Below are 15656 nucleotides of genomic sequence, written 5' to 3' on the forward strand. Positions count from 1 at the left end.
GCGTTTACATAGGGTTTCTCAAATCTCGTTGTTAATCTTTAAAATTTAAACCGGCCAATAATGCATGTAAGCATGCTTCATCTGCTATTAGTACTTCTCTTGCCTTGCTGCCCTCAAAGGGGCCCACAATGCCAGCAGCTTCTAGTTGATCTATGATTCTTCCGGAGCGGTTGTAGCCTAGTTTTAGTTTGCGTTGAATTAAAGAGGTACTACCTTGTTGATGCAATACAATGAGCTTAGCCGCTTCTACGAATAGAGGATCTATGGCTTGTGGATCTACCGTACTAGCGTCCTCCTTATCTTCTGCATCGTAGGTAGGCAATAGATAGGCAGAAGGATAACCTGACTGGTTCCCAATATACGTACAAACACGGTCCACCTCTGCTGTATCTAAGAAAGGGGTTTGTAGCCGTATAATATCTGAATTCATGGCGAGTAGCATATCACCATTTCCTACCAACTGTTCTGCGCCACTCATATCCAAAATAGTCCTTGAATCGATACGGGAGCTTACTTTGTAAGAGATCCTAACGGGGAAATTCGCTTTGATGGTTCCAGTAATAACATTAACGGAAGGACGTTGGGTAGCTAATACCAGATGGATGCCAATGGCACGTGCCAGTTGTGCCAAACGCGCAATGGGAACTTCAATTTCCTTACCTGCTGTCATAATCATATCTGCAAACTCATCTATGACAAGTACAATGTAGGGTAAAAACCGATGCCCTTCTTGTGGAGGAAGGGTTCGCTTTATAAACTTTTCATTATACTCTTTAATGTTACGCGTGCCTGCTTCTTTTAATAGTTCATAGCGGTGATCCATTTCAATGCAGAGGGAATGGAGGGTATGGACTACTTTTTTGGTTTCCGTAATAATGGCCTCTTCACTAGTGGGTAGCTTAGCTAAAAAATGGTTTTCCAACTTATTATATAAGGAAAGCTCTACTTTTTTGGGATCAACCAATACCAATTTTAATTGGGAAGGGTGCTTCTTATAAATTAAAGAAGCAAGCAATACATTAAGACCTACGGATTTGCCTTGTCCCGTAGCCCCCGCAATAAGCAGGTGGGGCATGCGTGTTAGATCTGCCATAAATAGCTCATTGGCAATACTCTTTCCCAATACAATAGGGAGGTCCATTTTCCCCTTTAAGAATTTATCAGCAGCAAGCATCCCTTGTAAGGGTACGAGTTCACGGTGCTTATTGGGAACTTCAATCCCGATAGTTCCCTTGCCTGGTATAGGCGCGATCATGCGAATACCCAATGCTGCTAGATTCAAAGCAATATCATCCTCTAAACTTTTGATTCTAGCTACTTTAATGCCTGCTTCAGGTACTATTTCATAGAGCGTAACAGTGGGGCCAATGGTTGCCTTGATTTTCGCTATGTTGATTTTAAAATTATGGAGGGTTTGTACAATGATATTTTTATTATTGGTTAGCTCCTCCTCTGTAACGGATAGCCGGCTTTGTTCATATTGTTCTAATAGATCTAAGGTGGGGTAGCGGTAGGTAGATAAATCTAAGGTTGGGTCATAATTTTCACTGCGGAGGCGGCTCGGTTGGATCGCAGCATGAGCGGTAACGGCAAGCTGAGTGGATGCATCGCTCCCTACTATCTCAAAATCTATGGTGGGTTCCTTAGAGCAAGCTGTGTTTCCTATAGGGAGCGGTTCCGCTGCGAGGGGCATTACAACCGCACAGCTAGAATTCATTTTTTTTTTACCAATAGATTCCTCGTTATCTGATTTATCATTGGTATGGTTTAATAAGCCGTCTTGTGGAAGCATATTTTGTTTGGAGGGAGGTGATTTTCCTAGCGGGAAGTAACTGCTCATAGACCATGTTGTGATGTTAAAGCAGAGAACAAAAAAAATGATCAATGAGACAGCCAACAGCAGTAAAGTCCCATAACCTAGCAAGCTTTTAAACAGAACGCCCATTTCATACCCAATGCCTCCTACTTGTTCTGTTAGTAGGGTTATAGTTGGGTAGAGGGTATGTAGGTAACCCAGTAGTATAGTAAACCACACTATTAGAAAGAGGGAACTCATAAAGACTTTATACAGGGAACAGCGCGGCCAAATCTTTTGTTTTATCATCTTGGTTCCTACGATAAATAGACAAGGTAAGAAAAGAAAAGCCGTAATACCCCACCATAGGTGTACAAAATAGTAGCTCACAAAAGCACCTGCAAAACCCAACCAGTTGCCTATGGCTATCCCTGATTTTGTTATGCCCAATGCTTGATACGATTCAATAATAGGCTGATCATGGTTCCCATGTAGTAAATGGGAATAAAAGGCCAATGCTAGAAATAGGGCAATCCCCTGTAGCAATAACCCAATGGTAATGCGAATGCGCTGATCAAAGTAAAAAGTATGCTCTTTTTTTTCCACAGCGCTGTCCTGCTGAATTTTGTAGCTGTTTTTAACCATGCATAAGTGAAATAAAAGTTACATTAACCCTATGGTTTAAGGCAGATACAAGCTTATTTTAAGCAAACCCCAGTTCCAATCGAGCGGCTTCGGACATACGATCTGTCGTATAGGGTGGTTCAAAAGTAATATGTACCATTACCTCATTAACACCCTCTATTGCTTTTACCTTTTCCTCTACTTGGCTAGGGATGACCTCTGCTGCTGGACAGTTAGGGGAGGTAAGCGTCATGAGAATTTCAACATTATTAAATGGTAAAATAGTAATGTCATAGATAAGCCCCAAGGCATAAATATCTACCGGTATTTCTGGGTCATATACCTGCTTGATAGCCTCTATAATGGTTTCTTTTTGAATCATAAGCAACCTTTCTTAATATTACGCAATGCCCATACAAAAACGGAAATCTTATGGTATATTTAAACATAAGTACTATACAAAGATAGTACTATTTTTGGAATGCTATGGCTATACGTTATTTTATAGGATTTTTTTTACTATTGTTCTGTCTACCAGTGGAGGTCATTGGATGTTTTTGTTTTAAAGCAAAAAAAAAGATCTATAGCGAAGATCTCTCCTGTCATAGGATGCCATTTTATACAGCTAAGAAAGGCAAAAAAGAAGCAGCAGGACCTCTTGTTTTGCCACATGACCAAACCAGTCGCTTGGAAGAATGTTTGGCCAAGCGTAGGCTAGCCTGTGAGCGTATGCCTTATCTCAAGGGATTTACCATACAGGTTTATATGGGCAATAGCAGAGCAACTGCATTGAGCATGCAAGAGCGTGCGGCTGCTTTACAAACCATGTATACCCCTCGTTTGCACTACAGGCAGCCCAATTATGTGGTGCAGTTAGGTTTTTTTCCAGAACGATTAGAAGCTTATTTTGTTTATGTAAGCTTAGCAAAAGCATTACCGCATGTATTGCTTCGTCCCTTTATGCTTAAAAGGAAAGGGTATCCTCTGTCATTGCAAAACAACTAGGGTACCCCGATCACATAGGGAGTAGTGTAGGCCTCTATAGTTGTTTACCTTGGCGCATAAGCGTTTCTATTTCTTCTACTTCAATAGGGATATCTTCTGTTAAGTTTCGTATACCATTGTGGCACACTACTATATCATCTTCTAGCCGTATACCTATTCCCTCTTTTGGAATATAGATACCAGGTTCTACTGTTAGCACCATATTAGCCTGCATGATGCCATGGGTATCCCCTACATCATGCGTACTAAGACCCAAATGATGCGAGATGCCGTGCATAAAATATTTTTTATAAGCAGGGGCTGTTTGGGTTTGGGTTTTAAGGTCTGTGCGGTCTATCAGGCGTAATGCCAGCAGTTCATGCTCTACCCATGCAATGATTTCTTTGTGGTAATCTAAAAAAGAAAGCCCAGCCGTAATAAGGGCTTGTGCTGTTTTTAGAATATGCAATACGCTAGCATATACTTGGCGTTGCCTAGCTGTAAATACACCCGTGATAGGTACTACGCGGGTGACATCAGCAGAGTAATTTGCGTATTCTGCGCCTATATCTAACAATAGCAGCCCCTCTGCTGGGCAAGGCTGGTTATTCTGATGATAGTGCAAAATACAGCTATTGGCGCCACTTGCAATAATAGGTTCAAACGCAAATCCCCTTGAACCCCTCCGGATAAATTCATAAGCGAGCAAAGCTTCTGCTTCATATTCCATTAAACCAGGTTGAATAATAGATAAAACAGATCGAAAACCAGCCTCCGTAATCCTACAGGCCTCTTGTAAAAGACTAAGTTCTATGGGTTCCTTTATGCTGCGTAATTTTTGCATGATGGGCGCTATACGTTCATAGCGGTGTAAAGGATAGTGCTCCTTAACCCAACGAATAAAACGGCTATTCCTGCTTTCTACGGGACAGTTGGCTCTTGGATGCTCATTGCTACTAAGGTATAGCTGCTCTGCTAAGCCCATAAGCGTATGCAATAGCGGTTCAAATGCACTTATCCAATGGATGGTCTCAATACCACTCCTATCGCGAGCGGCTTCCTTCGTATATTTCTTCCCTTCCCAGATTTCTACCATTTCATTGGTTTCCTTAATAAATAAAATTTCTTTCCATTCTGATTTAATGGCATCTGGGTAGAGTAATAGGATGGTCTCTTCTTGATCTATACCCGAGAGATAAAAGAGATCACTATGCTGTACAAATGGCATAGTAGCATCTGTATTCTTAGGCATGCTATCGTTGGCCTGTAAAACCACTAAACTATTGGGACGCAAATAGGATATTAGTTTTTTTCTATTTGTTATAAAAAGCTGTGGATCAATATTTCTATAGCGCATAATTTGTTAAAATTAAAGGTAGAAGCAGCTTGCTAGCGGTTCCCTTTGCTTGACGTCTTCCCGGCAGTGTGCTAGGTATATTACAAAAAATACCGCTCATTTTACATAATGCACAATAACCGTTTTTATACGCCCCTATTGTTTATATGTTTACCTTATTAGGCAAGTACTACTAGAGCCTGCGTACTTCATGATTAGGAATGCTAACTACTCAGTCATATAAATCGCTACTTCTGCTTAAACTGCTTTTTTCCCAAGTTAAATAGTCAGCAAATAAAAGCAAGCTCCATAAAGCCGTTTTACTTCTATCCAGCAGATCAAAAGCAAGATGCTTATCAATCGATGCGGTTAAAGCCGCTCCTTGCATCAATTGTTCGATTTGACCTTTAATGCTATCGTTAGAGGAAAGTATCAGCTGCTTAATTAAATCATTATTTCCGGTATTAATCCAATACAAATCAAAACGACCTGCTTTATTGATACATGAAACACTAGACCATGGATTATACCTAATCAAGTTGCCTGTTTTGTAGCCATTGTAGCAATCTCTTACTGCTTCCATAGAAATACCAAGCCTTTTTCTTTAAATAAAAAGGCAACTTCTGCTTCACTAAAACCAAAGTGGTTGCTATATGCTTCATCTAATGAGGTATACGTTTCTAAATTATTTAATCCAGAAAGCATACTATCTTTAGAAATACGTAATATACCCGTTAATACCCCTTTTTCTAGCGTAGCATTTCCTTTTAAAGCAGCACTAAATAGGTTACGCATAAATGCAACCATAGCTTTAAAGTATGCCTCATTTCCATAAGCTTTATTAAGAGGCGTATCGTATTCATCTATAAGCATATAGACCCTTTGGCCATGGTATTGTATAAGCATTGACTAAGTAACTCTAAAGAAACTTCTAACGCTTACTGATTGGCTTGTTTATTGAGTATAACATGTAATTGCCCTAACTGGATTTCATTAATTTTATCGCTTTTCAACAAGTAGGTATATCCACTATAAATCTTTACGATCAACCTATACACCGCATTGTAAGCCCCTTGAAAGCTCTATCTGCATTGAAATCCTTAAAGCTTAGCATAATAACCGGATGTTTACCTTGAGCGCATTACCCTAACCCAATCCTAAAAAAGAAAACAAAAGTGGGTGGCTTTTTACATCGGAATATTGCTACACCAGTAGGAAATAGCACATATAATTTAATACATCCTTTATATCTTTAGGGTAAGAAAATTTATACAACATGCAACAACATACCATTCGGCGTACCATCCAATTTGAAGGCGTTGGCCTACATACAGGCATTCCAATAAAAGCAGTATTATTGCCCATGCCTGTGCATACAGGCATACAGTTTCAACGGGTAGATCTCCCTAATCAACCCATTGTAGAAGCAGTAGTAGCCCATGTAGCAGCCACAGAGCGGAATACTATGCTTGTAAAAGAATCCGTACAGGTGGCTACCACAGAGCATATCCTGGCAGCGCTAGCGGGATTAGAAATTGATAACCTATGCATTCAATTAGATGGCCCTGAGATTCCCGATTTAGATGGCTGTGCGGTGGCTTTTGTGCAATTGCTGTTAGAAGCGGAACGATTGCCCCAAGAGGCCGAAAGAAAAACTTTTAAAATCAGGGAGAAATTTACCTACGAAGATCCCATTACAGCCAGCTATTTCGAAGTTTATCCAGATGCAGCTTACAGTGTACAGTGTACCATTGCTTACCCTAGGTGGCCCCTAGAACAGCAGTATGCTATATTACGTAACATAGCATATTTTCCAGCAGAAATAGCGCCGGCACGTACCTTCCTATATTTAGATGAGGTAGCCGATCTTTACCGTCGTGGCTTGGTGCAAGGGGGAGATCCGACCAAAGCCGTTATTTTTTCTGAGCGTACTTTGAACCAAGAGCTGCTGGAAGAAGTGACAAGATTGTCTGGTAAGCAGATTACTCAACTGGTTACGCCTGGGCAGCCGCTAGCCAATGTATTGCGCTATCCCAATGAACCAGCACGTCATAAGCTATTAGATTTAATGGGAGATGTAGCCTTATTGGGGAGGCCCTTGTTAGGGAAAATAGAGGCCCATAAACCGGGACATGGTCCCAATACACGTTTTATAGCCGCGCTACAGCGATTCTTGCAAAGGCAAGAAACCAAAGGTCCCCCCATTTGTGACCTACAGGCTCCCCCTTGTATAACAGCAAAAGAAATTGCTCAACGATTGCCCCATCGGTATCCTTTTCAACTGGTGGATAAAATTATGCAGCTAGATGCAAGCAGTATTGTAGGTATTAAAAATGTAACAATAAATGAACCGTTTTTTCAGGGTCATTTTCCAGGAGAACCTGTAATGCCTGGTGTATTGCAAGTAGAGGCCTTAGCCCAAACAGGAGGGCTTTTGGTTTTACATAGCATACCAGATCCCGCTAACTATTTAACGTATTTTCTTTCCATTGATCGATGTAAATTTCGTCGTGTAGTTGTGCCTGGGGATACGTTGGTATTGCATTGTCAGTTGCTTACAGCTATTAAATTTAGTACCACAGAAAAGCAGTCTATAGGTATCGCAAAAGTATATGGGCGAGTATTTGTAGGCATGCATTTAGCTTGCGAAGCGGTACTATTGGCTCAAATTGTTAAACAGCATGCAGCATACATTAATTGATATACATCCTACTGCTACGCTAGGAAAAGCGGTTACAGTAGGCAATTTTTCGATTATTCAGGCTGATGTGGTAATTGGGGATGGGACTTGGATAGGGCCTCATGTAACGATCCTATCAGGTAGCCGTATTGGCAAGCAGTGTCAGATTTTCCCAGGTGCAGTGATTGGAGCTACTGCACAAGATAAAAAGGGGACTTCCTTGCAGACATACTTAGAAATAGGGGATCATACGATTATACGGGAATTTGTCACATTGCATAGGGGTACTGTTGGCCATACAACTATCGGTTCCCATGTGCTGCTTATGGCTTATGTACACGTGGCCCATGATTGCACCATTGAAGATCATGTAGTCATTGCCAACGCAGCCCAATTAGCCGGTCATGTGCAGCTACATCATCATGCCGTAATAGGAGGGATGGCAGCTATTCATCAATTTATGCGGGTGGGTTCCTATAGTATGGTAGCCTCTAAAAGTATTGTGCGAAAAGAGGTCCCTCCCTTTATTAGGGTGGCACGAGAACCATTGCGCTATTGTGGGCTTAATTGGATTGCATTGCGACGCAATGGTTTTACAGCAACACAATGTGAACAGATCAACTATAGCTACTTCCTGCTTTATCGAAGTAAGTTGTTGCTATCAGAAGCCTTGCAAGTCATAGATAAACAGCTCCAACCTTCACAGGAGAAAGAAATGATCGTATCATTTGTACGCAGTAGCAATAGAGGTATTGTAAAAAAAACCAATACGCCTATAACTTAAGGAAATGCTGCTATGTTTCTTTTAAAAATGAAGCATATAAAGTTATATTTTAATGGATCTAGCTGCTTAGTAGATACCTATTGAATGAATAGAGATTGTATAGTATATATTATTGAAATACAAAAAGAAAACAAACTCTATATTAAACGTACCGTATGAAGCAACACGATAATCTCACAGAAATTCAAACCTATTTTTCTACATAAAGGGAAGCTTTCTCTTCTTGTTTATACCCAAAAAATAAATTAAATTGCACCGCATGTGCCATATTTTGTATGTAGTAAGTATAGGTATTTATAGATAGCAATTTATGAGTAGACGGATCATATTGTATCTAGTGGCTGTTGGGGTATTTGTTTGTGTTTACTATCGTGCGTATAGGTCTCATAAGGCATTACCGATAGGGGGGGCTGTTGTATTCCATAATGTAGCGTGGTGTTCCATTAATGGTATCGATCCATTGCGTTCCAAAAATATTACTCATAACCAGGTTGTTAGAAAAATTTATGAAGGGTTATATAGTTATCATCCGTTTAAAAAGCCGCTTGAGATCGTGCCCAATTTAGCAGAGGCTTTGCCTTCTATTTCTCCAGATAGAAGAATATATACGTTTAAAATTAAGAAAGGTATTTTATTTCAGGATGACGCTTGCTTCCCAAATGGGAAAGGGCGTGAAGTTACAGCAGCTGATTTTGTTTTTTCCTTCAAGAGGATGGTAGACCCTAACCATGAGGTGCTGTATATTGATCTGATACAGGGCAAAATAAAAGGACTGGATAGGTGGCGACAACAAGCTGTTGTAGATTATGCACAAGAGGTAGAAGGGCTACAAGCAGTAGATGATTATACGCTTCAGATAACCCTTATAGCGCCCTGGAGTGGTTTTTTAAATTTTTTAACCATGCCGATTTCGTTTGTGGTGGCACGGGAAGCTGTTGATTACTATGGTCCTGAATTTATTAATCATCCTGTAGGGACAGGTCCTTTTAAGTTAGAGGGGGTATTTAATCCACAAGCAGCAAAAATAGAATTTGTTAAAAATCCTACTTTTAGAAAAAAATTGTTCCCTGATGAAGCGGTTCACTTTGATCCTTCTATGCAGGCCTATGTGGGAAGGCAGTTACCTCTGGTAGATAGGATCGTTACCTGCTTATTTCCAAAAAAAGATACGTGTAAGGTTGATTTGAATAGAGTAGACAATTCTCCCTTTGCGTTAAAGTTTGTTAAAGATGGAAAAGTGGGGCCATCGTTAGCCGAAAGAGGACTGGTATTGTATCAAGCATGTTCTTCTAATACAGAACTTTTTATTTTTAATAACAGCCATCCGCTTTTTGCTCGAAATTCCTACTTGAGGCAAGCGATGTCTATGGCCTTTGATAGGGAGATGTATAATAGAACCTTTTACCACAATGCAGCCAAAATAGCTCAATCCTTAGTACCTCCTGTTTTAATGAAAGATAGACTATATAGCGCATACAAGCGTACATTAAAAAATCCTTATGCGTATGATCTTAGAAGAGCAAAGCAGTATTTAGCTAAGGCAGGTTTTCCAGCTGGTAAAGGCCTTCCTGAAATTACATTAGATACCTCTACAGGAGAATTTTTTACAGATAGAGCTTATTTTTTTGCTCGCTGTATGGCTAAAATTGGCATACGCGTTAGGGTTATTGCCAATGTTTGTTCGGAATTAGATAGAAAGAGTGAAAATCAAGCCACTATGATGCATATGAATGCCTGGGTGGCAGATGACATAGACCCTTTGTCTTTTTTGCAGGTGGTTCGTACGAAAAATTTGATAGGATTGTATTATGAAAACCCTACCTTTAATAGGCTTTTTGATCAAGCAGAAACAATCATCGACAAAAGGGAAAGGGCGGGTATTTTTATCAAACTGAGTAGAATGGTTGCAGAGGAGGTCCCTGTGATTGGTGCGGTACACGCTCCTATTCAGTTTTTGCACCAGAAGTGGGTTAAAAATGTTTTTTATAGTGGGATTGAACAGGAGCTGGATCAATATATTGCAGTAGATATGGCAGAGAAAAGTAAGGCAGCTAGCTGATAAAGTTTCCCATTGTATACAGTATAGGGCACTGCATGCGCTTCCCAAGCGATACGCTCACATTGCTGTATGTTTATAATCTAGCTCTTTGTAAGTATTCTCTAGGGCTAGGCTGCCTGTACAGCGGGGTATTTCTTACATTTAATAGATAATTATGAATGTTTTTTACTATATCTTTAGAAGATTACGTTATGCTCTAGCGATTGTTGTAGGCGCTACATTAATGATTTTTGTGCTTTTTAATGTAGTAGTAGAAGATCCTACACTTGTTCTATTAGGTAAGTACGCAACGCCGCAAGCGATGGAAGCCTTGAGGCATGAACTAGGATTAAATAATCCATGGTATGTCCAGTACTGGGAAATTTTGCAATCTGCTTTTACGTTTAACTTTGGTTATTCTTGGGCCAGTAAACAAAATATAATAAAAATATTCCAGCAAGGGATTGCAGGCTCCTTATCAGTCACACTACCTGCTTTTGTGCTTGGTAATGTTTTAACCATATCTTTTGCACTTTGGATGACGCAGTATAGGGGATCTATTTGGGATCGTTTTTTTCTTTCTTTTTCCACTGCCATGAGCTGTATTCCTATCTTGCTTTATATTTTAATGGGGCAATGGTTCTTTGCTTATAAGCTTGGACTCTTTGAAATAACTGGTTATGAAAAAGGTCTCTTAGCCTGTATCCCTTACATTATGTTGCCTACACTTATTATGGTATTTATGCATTTCTGTTATGATTATCGATTTTATAGAACCATTATGTTGGATGAAATTTACCAAGATTATGTACGTACCGCACGTGCAAAAGGCCTTTCAGAAAAAGTAATTTTATTTAAACATGTGCTTAAGAATGTAATGGTGCCCATTATTACCCATCTGATTCAGGCTATCCCTTCCCTACTGTTTGGATCGATACTTATTGAAAACTTTTTTGGTATCCCTGGATTGGGTAATGTTATTCAACATGCCCTTCATACTTGTGACCTTCCAATGCTTAAAGCTACAACCGTAGTAGCTGCCATAGTACGTATTGTGTGTAACATTGTAGGGGATATCCTATATAAATTGGTTGATCCGCGTGTTAAATTGTAATTTTGTAAGTTGTAAAGTGAGCATGTATGCATTATTTGTCACAGCATTCCCAATTTAAGAAGTTATTGATAGCTTTGTTGCGTAAGCGGTTATCTTGTTTTTGTTTATGTATACTATTGGGCTATTTGCTTGTTACCGTATGGGTTAAAGCAGGCTGGCTGTATCCCAATTGGGATACGATAGTAGGAACTTCACATGAACCACCTAGCTGGACACATTGCTTTGGTACAGATATTTTAGGGTACAGTGTCTTAGCTAAAGTAATACATGGGGTAGCGGTAGCCATGCATGTTGGTTGTATGGTAGCGCTTTTTGCTACTGCTATAGGGGTTGTATTGGGTATTGTAGCTGGTTATTTTGGGGGAACAATAGATGAATGTGTGGTATGGCTTTATACGGTTGTAGGATCCATACCTACGCTACTTTCGTTAATCGTTGTAGCCTTTATCATGGGTAGAGGAATACAGAGCTGCTGTATTGCTTTGGTAGTAGTAGGATGGACGGATATCTGTCGTTTGATTCGAGGGGAAGTCATGCGGCATAGGTCTCGAGAATATATACAAGCAGCTGCAGCTATTGGTGCTGGTAATTTTAGGAAGCTTTTTATACATATCTTACCTAACATTCTTTCTTTGATTACTTACCAATTTTCTTTAACTTTTCAGTTTGCTATAAAGTATGAAGTTATACTCTCTTATTTAGGGCTTGGGGTACAGCATAAGCCTAGTTGGGGTCTTATGATTGGTGAAGCAAAAACAGAATTATTAAAAGATGTTTGGTGGGGGCTTTTTTTTCCTGTAGTGGCCATGTTTTTATTACTTTTTGCAGTTAACATGCTAGCAGATGCACTACGTGATGAGTTAGACCCCAAATTAAGAAGTTAATAAGTATGGGAGAAGCTATTCTTAAGGTAAAAAATTTAGTTACCCAATTTTCTCATAAACGTGTAGTATCGGTCGTAAATGGCATCTCTTTTGAGCTTCCTCAAGGAGGCTCCTTGGGCATTGTAGGGGAATCAGGTTCTGGCAAATCAGCTATGGCGCTTTCCTTAATGCGGCTTATTGCACCTCCAACTGGAAAGATTATGGGAGAGGGTATCTTCCTAGAAGGGAGAGATATCCTCCCGCTTTCCTCTAAAGAGATGGAGCACATACGTGGGAACCGTATGTCTATGATTTTTCAAGAGCCTATGACCTCTCTGAATCCTGTTTATACCGTTGGTGAACAGATTATGGAAACTGTCCAACTGCATCAGCAAGTATCTACTAAAGAAGCAAAAGAGCGTTGCATAGGTTTGCTGGACTTGGTGGGTATATCGGCTCCTCAACAGCGTATGAGTGCCTACCCCCATCAACTTTCAGGTGGTATGCGGCAACGCATTATGATTGCCATTGCCTTAGCTTGCAATCCTTCCGTACTGATTGCAGATGAGCCTACTACTGCTTTGGATGTGACTACGCAAGCACAAATTATGGAGCTGATTCAAAAACTACAAGCAGAAACGCATATGGGTCTTATTCTTATTACGCATGATTTGGGTATCGTAGCAGAAGTATGTGATCAGGTAGCGGTTATGTATTGCGGGAGAATTATAGAAAAGAGCTCAGTAGAAAATATTTTTAAAACAGCGTTGCATCCCTATACACAGGCATTATTGGATTCCATCCCTCCCTTAACAAGGCAGACAGATAAGCGTAGGTTACGTACAATTGATGGCATTGTACCTCCCTTAACAGCACTTCCCGTTGGTTGTAATTTCCAAGACCGCTGCCCAAATGTAGCCCCTGCTTGTAGAGAGCAACAGCCTTTGTTACAGGAAGTATCACCAGGTCACTTTGTAGAATGCTTTTATCCGCTGCATTGGCAAGATGCTACTAAGAAAAAATAGCTATGATACATGAACAAGAAGTTTTACTAAAAGTTGAGCATCTTTCTAAGTTCTTCCCTATAAAGCATCAATTTTTAGGTCATACGGTTGGCCAGGTGTACGCAGTCAACAACGTGAGCTTTACCCTTCGTAGAGGGGATACATTGGGTTTAGTAGGAGAATCTGGTTGTGGAAAATCTACCTTAGGGAAGAGCATCTTACGGCTGGTAGAGCCTACTGCTGGGCGTATTATTTTTGATAGTATAGATATTACCCGTTGTAGTACAGCTGCTATGCGTAATATGCGTAGAAAAATGCAAATCATCTTCCAGGATCCTTCTGCTGCTTTAAATCCGCGGATGTCGATCCAAACGATTTTAGAGGAGCCTATTACCATACACCGTTTGGCAAATAGTGTAGCTGCACGTAGGCAGCGCATTCATCAGCTATTGGATTATGTTCAGTTACCTAAGACCGTCTTGTCTAAATATCCCCATGAGTTTTCTGGGGGGCAACGCCAACGAATTTGTATTGCAAGGGCTTTGGCTGTTGAGCCTATTTTTATAATTTGTGACGAAGCAATTGCCTCACTGGATGTTTCCGTTCAAGCGCAAGTTATTAATCTTTTAATGGATTTACAAGAAGAGCTCAAGCTAACCTATCTTTTTATTTCTCATGATTTAAGGGTAGTAGAATTTATAGCAGATTATATTGCTGTTATGTATTTAGGTAAAATTGTGGAGGCAGCGCCTGCTACAGAAATTTACCAGAACCCAAAACATCCTTATACCAAGGCCTTGTTCTCTGCGATACCTACTTTAGATTTATCGCGTAAGAAAGGGCGTATTATCTTACAAGGGGAAGTTCCTAATCCTATAGATTTGCCTACGGGTTGCCATTTTCATCCCCGTTGCTGGAAAGCTACAGAGGTATGTAGTAAAATATACCCACCGGAAACCCATCTCAGCGCAGTAAAACATCAGTTTAGCTGCTACCATCCGGAAGGTGATGAGTAAAAATAATTTATTATAATGCATCAGGTCTTCTCTACGGACCTCTACAAAGAGGGTGGAATGCCCCTGTAGGAAGAAAATGAGGCCGTCCACAATGCACTAGCCCTCCATTTGCAATAAGCTGTTTATGCATTCCATCTTCTACTATTTTTCCTCTATTAAAAACAAGGATGCGATCCATCTCTTTCAATAGATTGAGTTGGTGGGTGATAATTAGTGCGGTTTTATCCGCTATAAGCGATTTTAGAGAAGCATATATTCTACTTTCCGTCTGTACATCAAGACTGGCAGTCACTTCATCTAGCAACACGATGGGCGCATCTTTAAGGATTGCTCTTGCAATGGCAATACGCTGCCTTTGTCCCCCTGATAAGTTCAACCCTCCTTCACCAACCATAGTGTCTTATATTGACAAGGGAGCGCTTCAATAAACGCATGGGCAGAAGCCCTCTTTGCAGTTTCTGTCACTTCTTTATCGCTGGCATGTGGGTTGCCATATCTGATATTCTCTAGGATAGTAGTGTGGAACAGATTACATTCTTGCGGCACTATTGACATAGCCTTATATAGGCTTTTCTGGGTTATGCTACTTATATCCTGCCCACCGATAAGAATAGCACCCTGTTTTAAATTAAACAACCTGGTAATTAGTTTAAAAAAGTTGTTTTCCCACTGCCTGAGTAGCCTACCAAGCCAACTTTTTGCTTTGCTCCAATATGTATAGTTTCTTTATCAAATAATTTTGTGTTTTTTGAGTAGCTAAAGGTTACCTCATTGAAGCTGATACTACCTGATTTTACAATTAAAGGAATGGTATCGGGTCTATCCTGGATTTCAGGCTCCTTTAACAAGACATATACAGATTGACTAAATTCTCCCCATAGTGTATTAAACGATTGCATCCGTTCAAATAGTTTCCATAATCCCTCTGTAACGATAAGATTCATTGACAGCGTCATGGCAAAATCCCCTGCTGTGACCAGATTTTTACGATGCATATAAACCAAAAAGAGAATAGATATAGATTGGTAGCATTGAAATCCTATACTTTGAAACAGATAGAATTTCAATGTAAAACAGCCATATTTTTGACTAGATTGGCAATAAGAAGCTTGCAGCCTACCCAAATGTCTTAAGGTAAATAGCTGAGCTGATTTTTTAAAAACATCATTTCACAGTGTCGATCATTAATTTTTTTTTAGTTTTTTTAAGGTTGAACACCGGTTTCCATAAAGTTCAATGATCGTACTATTAAAAGTTTATTCAATTAGTTTAAAAATCGGATCAGCTTGTTTAATGATCTGAAAATATAAATTGTGTGTCAGTGGTACCAACTTTCTTTAAGTAAAATGGATTAAAAAAACATCCCTTTTATGCGTTATTTTACCTAATTCATGTAACTCCCCTATTGCATCTGCAGT

The 15656-nt window shown here is 39.9% G+C and carries 16 protein-coding genes; 8 read left to right on the forward strand and 8 right to left on the reverse strand.

Going from position 1 to position 15656, the window contains the following annotated elements:
* Positions 1-31: 31 nt before the first annotated feature.
* Together DK880_RS03110 and DK880_RS03115 are read right to left on the reverse strand one after the other, a co-directional pair.
* Complete coding sequence (locus DK880_RS03110) at positions 32-2440, reverse strand: FtsK/SpoIIIE family DNA translocase (protein ID WP_109997355.1); 2409 nt, start codon at positions 2438-2440, stop codon at positions 32-34.
* Positions 2441-2498: 58 nt separating this feature from the next.
* On the reverse strand, positions 2499-2801 hold the full coding sequence (locus DK880_RS03115) for an iron-sulfur cluster assembly protein (protein WP_109997356.1): 303 nt from the start codon (positions 2799-2801) through the stop codon (positions 2499-2501).
* A 104-nt stretch (positions 2802-2905) separates the two neighbouring features.
* Here DK880_RS03115 and DK880_RS03120 point away from each other — a divergent pair, with 104 nt between their 5' ends.
* Positions 2906-3424, forward strand: a complete 519-nt coding sequence (locus tag DK880_RS03120) for an SPOR domain-containing protein (protein ID WP_109997357.1) — start codon at positions 2906-2908, stop codon at positions 3422-3424.
* Positions 3425-3458: 34 nt separating this feature from the next.
* Here the strand turns inward: DK880_RS03120 and DK880_RS03125 are convergent, their stop codons facing one another.
* The 3 genes from DK880_RS03125 to DK880_RS03135 all read right to left on the reverse strand — a co-directional run bounded on the left by DK880_RS03125 (position 3459) and on the right by DK880_RS03135 (position 5645).
* A complete protein-coding gene (locus tag DK880_RS03125; RefSeq protein WP_109997358.1) occupies positions 3459-4760 on the reverse strand; it encodes an aminopeptidase P N-terminal domain-containing protein in 1302 nt (433 codons plus the stop codon).
* A 211-nt stretch (positions 4761-4971) separates the two neighbouring features.
* Entirely contained in the window at positions 4972-5322 is a 351-nt protein-coding gene (locus tag DK880_RS03130) for a hypothetical protein (RefSeq protein WP_109997359.1), read from the reverse strand.
* Positions 5310-5645, reverse strand: coding sequence for an AAA family ATPase (locus tag DK880_RS03135; protein WP_109997360.1), 336 nt, complete (start codon positions 5643-5645; stop codon positions 5310-5312). Before DK880_RS03135 ends, DK880_RS03130 begins: the two co-directional genes overlap by 13 nt.
* A 370-nt stretch (positions 5646-6015) precedes the next feature.
* Here DK880_RS03135 and DK880_RS03140 point away from each other — a divergent pair, with 370 nt between their 5' ends.
* From DK880_RS03140 to DK880_RS03170, 7 genes are all read left to right on the forward strand, one after another.
* Entirely contained in the window at positions 6016-7440 is a 1425-nt protein-coding gene (locus DK880_RS03140; protein ID WP_109997361.1) for a bifunctional UDP-3-O-[3-hydroxymyristoyl] N-acetylglucosamine deacetylase/3-hydroxyacyl-ACP dehydratase, read from the forward strand.
* Positions 7421-8203: an acyl-ACP--UDP-N-acetylglucosamine O-acyltransferase gene (gene lpxA, locus DK880_RS03145; protein ID WP_109997362.1), complete on the forward strand. Its 783-nt coding sequence runs from the start codon at positions 7421-7423 to the stop codon at positions 8201-8203. Before DK880_RS03140 ends, lpxA begins: the two co-directional genes overlap by 20 nt.
* Positions 8204-8513: 310 nt before the next feature.
* Entirely contained in the window at positions 8514-10262 is a 1749-nt protein-coding gene (locus tag DK880_RS03150) for an ABC transporter substrate-binding protein (RefSeq protein ID WP_109997363.1), read from the forward strand.
* A 154-nt stretch (positions 10263-10416) separates the two neighbouring features.
* Positions 10417-11355 (forward strand): ABC transporter permease, encoded by a 939-nt coding sequence (locus tag DK880_RS03155; protein ID WP_239302505.1) that lies wholly within the window; start codon positions 10417-10419, stop codon positions 11353-11355.
* A gap of 26 nt (positions 11356-11381) precedes the next feature.
* Positions 11382-12239, forward strand: a complete 858-nt coding sequence (locus tag DK880_RS03160; protein WP_109997365.1) for an ABC transporter permease — start codon at positions 11382-11384, stop codon at positions 12237-12239.
* A 5-nt stretch (positions 12240-12244) separates the two neighbouring features.
* Positions 12245-13243 (forward strand): ABC transporter ATP-binding protein, encoded by a 999-nt coding sequence (locus DK880_RS03165; RefSeq protein WP_109997366.1) that lies wholly within the window; start codon positions 12245-12247, stop codon positions 13241-13243.
* A gap of 2 nt (positions 13244-13245) precedes the next feature.
* Positions 13246-14238, forward strand: coding sequence for an ABC transporter ATP-binding protein (locus DK880_RS03170; RefSeq protein ID WP_239302507.1), 993 nt, complete (start codon positions 13246-13248; stop codon positions 14236-14238).
* 31 nt (positions 14239-14269) lie between these two features.
* Here DK880_RS03170 and DK880_RS03175 read toward each other — a convergent pair whose 3' ends face one another.
* The 3 genes from DK880_RS03175 to DK880_RS03185 are packed head-to-tail and all read right to left on the reverse strand — an operon-like array spanning position 14270 to position 15233.
* Positions 14270-14632 carry an ATP-binding cassette domain-containing protein gene (locus DK880_RS03175; RefSeq protein ID WP_109997367.1) on the reverse strand — a complete coding sequence of 121 codons (363 nt, stop codon included), beginning with the start codon at positions 14630-14632 and terminating at the stop codon, positions 14270-14272.
* A complete protein-coding gene (locus DK880_RS03180) occupies positions 14611-14874 on the reverse strand; it encodes a hypothetical protein (RefSeq protein WP_162534149.1) in 264 nt (87 codons plus the stop codon). Before DK880_RS03180 ends, DK880_RS03175 begins: the two co-directional genes overlap by 22 nt.
* An 8-nt stretch (positions 14875-14882) precedes the next feature.
* Entirely contained in the window at positions 14883-15233 is a 351-nt protein-coding gene (locus tag DK880_RS03185) for an ABC transporter ATP-binding protein (RefSeq protein WP_162534150.1), read from the reverse strand.
* Positions 15234-15656 lie beyond the last annotated feature (423 nt).

The sequence above is a fragment of the Candidatus Cardinium hertigii genome (assembly GCF_003176915.1).
GTDB lineage: Bacteria > Bacteroidota > Bacteroidia > Cytophagales > Amoebophilaceae > Cardinium > Cardinium hertigii_A.